The sequence below is a fragment of the Streptomyces sp. NPDC004284 genome (genome assembly GCF_042874035.1).
In the GTDB taxonomy this organism is placed as follows: Bacteria; Actinomycetota; Actinomycetes; order Streptomycetales; family Streptomycetaceae; genus Streptomyces.
This window is the reverse complement of the sequence record NZ_JBIAMJ010000037.1, coordinates 1-5,858: the sequence shown is the minus strand read 5'-3', so window position 1 is coordinate 5,858 and position 5,858 is coordinate 1. Positions and strand designations below refer to the sequence as shown.

At 72.5% G+C, this 5,858-nt stretch carries 6 protein-coding genes and 1 pseudogene; 5 read left to right on the top strand and 2 right to left on the bottom strand.

The window, feature by feature from the left end:
• From ACFYUS_RS39015 to ACFYUS_RS39005, 3 genes and pseudogenes are all read left to right on the top strand, one after another.
• Nucleotides 1-1,121 (top strand): annotated as a pseudogene (locus ACFYUS_RS39015) (hypothetical protein); the annotation flags it as partial.
• A 213-nt stretch (nt 1,122-1,334) separates the two neighbouring features.
• Nucleotides 1,335-2,153 (top strand): hypothetical protein, encoded by an 819-nt coding sequence (locus tag ACFYUS_RS39010; protein ID WP_388863055.1) that lies wholly within the window; start codon nt 1,335-1,337, stop codon nt 2,151-2,153.
• A 132-nt stretch (nt 2,154-2,285) separates the two neighbouring features.
• On the top strand, nt 2,286-2,948 hold the full coding sequence (locus ACFYUS_RS39005) for a GPP34 family phosphoprotein (protein ID WP_388863057.1): 663 nt from the start codon (nt 2,286-2,288) through the stop codon (nt 2,946-2,948).
• 12 nt (nt 2,949-2,960) lie between these two features.
• Here the strand turns inward: ACFYUS_RS39005 and ACFYUS_RS39000 are convergent, their stop codons facing one another.
• Nucleotides 2,961-3,299 (bottom strand): hypothetical protein, encoded by a 339-nt coding sequence (locus tag ACFYUS_RS39000; protein WP_388863053.1) that lies wholly within the window; start codon nt 3,297-3,299, stop codon nt 2,961-2,963.
• A gap of 365 nt (nt 3,300-3,664) precedes the next feature.
• Here ACFYUS_RS39000 and ACFYUS_RS38995 point away from each other — a divergent pair, with 365 nt between their 5' ends.
• Both ACFYUS_RS38995 and ACFYUS_RS38990 read left to right on the top strand, forming a co-directional pair.
• Nucleotides 3,665-4,318 (top strand): hypothetical protein, encoded by a 654-nt coding sequence (locus ACFYUS_RS38995; RefSeq protein WP_388863051.1) that lies wholly within the window; start codon nt 3,665-3,667, stop codon nt 4,316-4,318.
• A 58-nt stretch (nt 4,319-4,376) separates the two neighbouring features.
• Nucleotides 4,377-5,066, top strand: coding sequence for a hypothetical protein (locus ACFYUS_RS38990; RefSeq protein WP_388863049.1), 690 nt, complete (start codon nt 4,377-4,379; stop codon nt 5,064-5,066).
• A 142-nt stretch (nt 5,067-5,208) separates the two neighbouring features.
• Here the strand turns inward: ACFYUS_RS38990 and ACFYUS_RS38985 are convergent, their stop codons facing one another.
• Complete coding sequence (locus ACFYUS_RS38985; protein ID WP_388863047.1) at nt 5,209-5,574, bottom strand: hypothetical protein; 366 nt, start codon at nt 5,572-5,574, stop codon at nt 5,209-5,211.
• Between the last annotated feature and the right edge of the window lie 284 nt (nt 5,575-5,858).

The window sequence follows — 5,858 nt, the reverse complement described above, 5'->3', positions numbered from 1 at the left end:
TCACCACCGAACCCGGAACCCGCCCCCGCCGCTACCGAATGCTGGAGACGCTGAAGGAGTTCGGGCGACGCAAAGCCGCCCCCACGGTCCTGACCACCGCCCAGGCCGCGCACCGCGCCTGGGTGCTGCGGCGCGCGGAGGCCACCGAGCAGATGCTCTACGGGAAGGACGCGCGGTCCGCCATGGAGCGGACGACCCGTGACCTGCCGGAGATCAGGGCCGCTTTCGCCTCCGCTCTCCAGAGCGGTGAAGGGGTCTACGCGCTCCGGCTCGGCGGAGCCCTGCAGCGGTACTGGCACCGGTGGGGCCACATCGCCGAAGGCCTCGGCTGGCTCAGGGCGGCCCTCGACACGTGCCAGGACGCGGCACCCGGCCCCCGGGCCCGCGCCCTGGTCGGAGTGAGCGGTCTCTCCTACCTGATGGGCGACTTCGCCACCGCCGCGCAGTCGGGGGCGGAGGCCGCCCGGCACGCCCGGGAGGCGGGTGACGTCGCCACGGAGTCGACGGCGCTCGCCTACCACGCGCTGTTCGAGGGGCTGGGGGGCGCAGCGGGCAGTGCGGCGCTCGCCGAGGCGTCCGTCGAGCTGGCCCGTACGTCGGGGCAGCAGCGGCTGGAGGCCGAGAACCTCATGATGTTCGGGATGGTGCTGCAGGCGGCGGGGCAGTCCGACCGCGCCAGGGACGTCCTGGCGCGGTGTGCCGACGTGTCCCGGGAGAGCGGGCACCGCTATGTCCAGGCCTATTGCTGCTGGCTGCCGGTGAAGGGCGACATCGCCGACCGGCCCGCCGAGGCCCTCGCGGCGGGGCTCGCCGCCCTCCGGATCCTGGAGGAGGACGGGGACGTCACCAGCTGGCTGACCATCGCCCACGGCACCGCGGCCGCGCTGACCCTGACCGGACGGGCCGAGGCCGGAGCCGTGCTCCTGGGTTTCGTGGACGAACAGGGCTCACGCATCGGGTATTCGCCCGGTGGCCTGGACCCGGTCGACGGCCCGACACAGGCCGGACTCGTGCGGGAGGCGCTGCCGGCCGAGGACTTCGACCGCTGCCACGAACGCGGCCGGGCCATGTCGTTCGCCGAGGCCGCCGAAGAGCTGTCCGCGTTCAAGCCCGGGCACTGACCGGGGGCTCCTCCGCGTGGCCCCTCCGGCCGCCCCGGGCTTGAAGTCCGCTGGAGGCCGGGCCCGGTCGTCCGGGATCCGGTCTCCAGTGTCCTTGCAGAGCGCGCGGCCATGCTCCGTGGGGATCCGGAGGGAGCGACAGCGATGGCTTACGAGGACCGGCAGAGGGATGTCACGGACGACACCCGAATCGCCGCACCGCGATCGGGTGTCATGCCACGGCACGTACTCCGCGCGGCCGGAGCCGGCCTGGACTTCGACAGGCTCAGGGAAGCCGTCGAAGCGGCGGGCGAAGGGAAGTTCGCGCTGGCGGAGTTGCGGCGCGGGCACGATCCCCGGCTCCGCGGCTCGTTCGGGGCCGCGCCGGACTCCCGCCCGTACGCCGATGAGCACCGGGCGGCCACGGGCGACGCGCACGCCCCGGCCACCCGTGAACCGGCCGCTCATGACTCGGGCGCCGAACCGGTCACTCATGGCCCGGGCACCCATGAATCGGTCGTCTACGTGCTGTCGGCGCCCGTCTCCCCCGCCACGGCGTGGGACATCTCCCGACGCGCGCTGGCCGTCACGGCGGCCCTGCTGACAGCGGGCGCCACGGCGGTACGGAACGAGGCAGGCGGGGTGACCTGGGGACGCGCGCAGTGGCTGGAACTGGCGGCCGCGGCCGGCAGCGGGACGGCAGACGTGTTCGAGCTCGCGACCGCCCTGCGGCAGGCGTGGGTCACGCCGGTCCTCGAGGACGACGGCGTCCTCCACAGCCGCGGCATGCACCTGCTCGGCGAAGCCGACGTGGAGCTGGCTCCCGAGCGCCCGATCGAGCCCGAATCGCTGGAGGGATGGGCGGACACGATGGGCGCCCTGGCGTACTACCTGCTGTCCTCGCAGCCCGGTCGCCGCGTCCACGACGGCGACGGATTCCGGATCAGGCCGGGAGCCACGCGGTGGGTCCTGCGCAAGGTCGCGTGCGAGCGCTACGGCGAGGACAGCTTCGCGTTCAATCCGTACGGCTACTGGCGCCTCGTCCGCGGGTGACGCACCGCCCCCGATCCGCCCCACGCCGGGCCCCCACGGGCCCGCACTCCCCAGGAGAGACATGTCCGCCGCCCCCGCCACCACACTTCCGGAAGACCTGGTGCTGCTCCACGCCCCCCCCGGACCGGCGTCCTGAAGCCACCGCCCCACCTCGACGTGCTCCTGGCCGGCGCGGTGCTGACCGAGCTGCTGCTCCGCGAAGCGATCACCCTGCGCGGCACCCGCATCACGGTCGCGCGGCCGGAGCCACCGGCCGATCCCGTCCTCGCCGACGCACTGACACGACTGCGCGCCTCGCGCGGGCGCTCCCTCCCGACGACTCCGCACGACTGGGTACGGGAGGTGTCCGCGCAGCGGCCGGGGCGCGCCTGCCTCGATCTGCTCGCCGCCCGTGGCCTGCTGGACCATCGGCGCGGACGCCTGGGTGTCCTCGGCGACCGGTGGAAGGCGGCCCCGGGCTGGCCCGAGCGGCTGGCCTCGCGCGTCGAGGGCGCGATCCGGCCACTGAAGGGCGCCCCGTACGACAACCCTCGTGACGCGCAGCTCGCGGCCCTGATCGGGGCGAGCGGGTTCGTCCGGCGTCTTCCCGGCGCCTTCGAGCGCCGTCACGCACACGGGAGTGTCGGTGAACAGGCGATGGACCTCGCGTTCGACGTGCCGATCGCCGATGCCACCCGAGAGGTACTCCAGACCGCTGGTTCCGGGGCCGGCAGCGGCATCGACATCACCGACGACGACTGGGGCTTCCTGAACGACGGCAACGGCGGCGGCGACGGAGGCGGCGGGACCGACTGAGGTCCGCCACGGTCACGCGTCCCGCCGGTGCCGCAGGGGACGGTTCCCCGGCAGGTCGCGCCGCTCCAGCAGCGCCGGGTGCCCGCCACCGGGTGTCGACACCCCACCGCCGAAACGCGGCCCCTCCCACCCCGCCCGCCGCTCCCGCTCTCCGGCCGGCCACGGCGGGGAATCGCGCAGGAACCGTCGCCACGGGCAGTGCTCCAGGGCCAGCCGTGCCCGGCGCGGATCGACCGAGGAGTGACGGCAGTCGTACCAGTGGCCGGGTACGAGGACGAGCGCGGTCACGACGTCGAGGGCGATGCCGACCGGTCGTGCCGCGGGCAGCCGCAGAAGCGCGAGGACCAGCACGGCCGCACCGGCGTACGGGCCGGGGGGCGGCCGTGGCGCAGAGCCCTGGTGCGGCGCCGGGCGCGGCGCGTCAGGGGGAGCGAGAACGCCGTGCCGGTCCCCGCGGTCTCCCCCGGCTTCCGCTCCCCGGACGGTCTCGTTCATGGTCGGCGCCGCCGTTTCCCTTCGTTTCCCTTCGTTTCCCTTCGCTTCCGTTCGCTCCGGACGGCGGTGGAAGGGCTGCCGGAGCTTCCGCCGGGAGCGTGCGGCGGCCGACTTGGAGGCGGCTGGAACCAGCCGGTCGGGGGTTCCCAGCGTCCTGCAAGTCCCCGGCCCCACGCTTGCGGAGCCGGCCACTTCCGGCTTTCGACCCATGGAGAAGAACCATGCCTCTCATTCCCACCGCCAGACCCGGCAGGCGGGCCGCGCGCCCGCTCGTCGCCGCCGCTCTCGGTCTCTCCCTCACCGCCCTGCTGACGGCCTGCGGCCCGGGTGAAGGGACGGACGGCAGCGGCCCCGCGACCCCGGGCACGGCCGCACCGGGCACATCCGCTCCGGACACGTCCGCTCCCGGGCAGGCGTCCGGGAAGGTGTCCGCGGAGCTGGTCGGCGAATGGCAGGACCCGTCCGACTACCTGACTCTGGGCAGGCGCAACCTGGACATCTACGACCCGCAGTCCGGCTGGCCGGCCGACCTGGACGACGTCAGGGCCGGCAGCGGCATCCGCATCACCGCGGACGGCCACTACGTCTGGTCCGGCTACACGGCGACCAACATCAGCGGCAGCGCCTGCCACAGCCGGGTGATGTCGTACCAGCGGGGAACCGCCACCCAGGACGGTCAGACGATCGTCCTCGAGCCCGAGGTCAACCGCCGGGCCTACCGGGGTGGGTGCAACAGCTCCTCGGACATGGACAAGGAGGAGTCGCACTCGCCGCAGCGCTGGGGATGGCAGCGCGTGGCCGACGCGCAGGGCACCGCCCACCTGAAGCTCGTCTCCGTCGAGCAGAGCCACGACTACGTCCTCGTCGCCCAGTAAGTCCGGAAAACCCGTTCAGCCAACGAGGACCCCGGTCCTCACAGGGGGAGAAACACCCATGCGTCTCAGAAGCGTTCCCGTCACCGCCCTGGCCGTCCTCGGCCTGTCCCTGCTCACCGCTTGTCAGCCCGCCGGGCTCGACGAGGCCGACCCCTCGATCACGGGCGGCACCGTCACGGCAACACCCTCCGTCAGCCCCACCGCGTCCCAGCCGGGCACGCCCACCCCGTCCCCGTCCAGCGCGCCCGCTCCGTCCCGGTCCGGCGCGCCCGCTCCGTCCTCCTCGGCCCGGCGCGTCGTCGAGGCCGATCGGGCCGGCGGCCTGCCCAAGCTGACGGGCGAGGGCGCGCTCACCGACGTACCGATCGATCCCGGGGACATGCGCGACGGCATGAACCTGGTGGCGGCCAAGTACGCGCGCACCGACGAGCAGGGCAGGACGGCGAACGTCCTCGTCGTCGCCGTCGACAACGTTCCCGAGGACACCTCCACGCGCCAGGAGTACCTGATGCGGGGAATGCTCGACCACATCAAGTGGGACCAGCAGCCTCCGGAGGCCGAGCCGGTGGCCGACCCGGGCCCGCTCGGCGGTTCCGTGGAGTGCCTGCTGGCCTCTTTCACCCAGGACGGCGACGTCATCTGCGGATGGTCCGACGCGAGGACGGCGGGAGTGGTCCACTTCCCGAACAGCAGTCTTCCCAGGGCGGAGAAGCTGGTCGTCGCGATGCGGAGCGATCTGGAGAAGTGAGCCGCCGGCGCGGCCGTACGACCGGTGCCTGAGCACCGCCGACCGGACAGCGTTCGCAGGGACACAGCAGGGCGGGGCCGACAGAAGTCGTCGGCCCCGCCCTGCTGTCCGTTCGTGCTCCGGCTCCGGTGGTGCGCCGCCGTCAGTCCCCGGCAGGCGCGCAGAGGTCGAAGCTGTAGCCCGCTGTGCAGTCGACCGTCATCGGCACCACACCCGAGCCCCGCACGATCTGGAACACGCTCACCACGACGAGGAGCACCAGCAGCAGCCTCATCCTGCTCGTGAGGCTTTCGTTGAACCGTGCGGCGGACCATTGCCGTACGACGTAGAGGATGGCTATCACCCCGACCGCGATGTCGGTGACGCTGAAATAGCTGTAGTCCTCGATCACGCCGTTGACGACGGTCGTCGAGTGCGCGCTCACACCGACGAACAGGGGAACCACGGCGACCGCCGCGACGATCAGCGGCAGACGAAGGCCGTTGTCCTTCTGGCTTGTTGAACTCATGGGAGAACCGTCGATCTTCCTTCTCGTCTCTTGAACTTCCTGGCCCAGCGTGCGTTCCCCGGCTTGGAGACGGCTGTAAAAGGGTCACGTTCCTCACATTCGCCGCGCGAAGGGCTCAGGACTGTTGCCTGCTTGTGTCCCGATACCGACCATTCGCTGAGATGCAGTTGCTTGCCTGGAGGCTTGACCTGCACGTGAGGATCTGGGGAGAGGTATGCAGGGCGTTCGTTTGGGTGTGCTCGGGTCGGTCGCGGCGTGGGTGGACGGTGGTCCGGTTGTCCTGG

Excerpts from the sequence above, each read along its gene's own strand:
- ACFYUS_RS38995 (WP_388863051.1), top strand. The coding sequence starts at position 3,665 with ATGCCTCTCATTCCCACCGCCAGACCCGGCAGGCGGGCCGCGCGCCCG.
- ACFYUS_RS38990 (WP_388863049.1), top strand. The coding sequence starts at position 4,377 with ATGCGTCTCAGAAGCGTTCCCGTCACCGCCCTGGCCGTCCTCGGCCTG.
- ACFYUS_RS39010 (WP_388863055.1), top strand. The coding sequence starts at position 1,335 with ATGCCACGGCACGTACTCCGCGCGGCCGGAGCCGGCCTGGACTTCGAC.
- ACFYUS_RS38985 (WP_388863047.1), bottom strand. The coding sequence starts at position 5,574 with ATGAGTTCAACAAGCCAGAAGGACAACGGCCTTCGTCTGCCGCTGATC.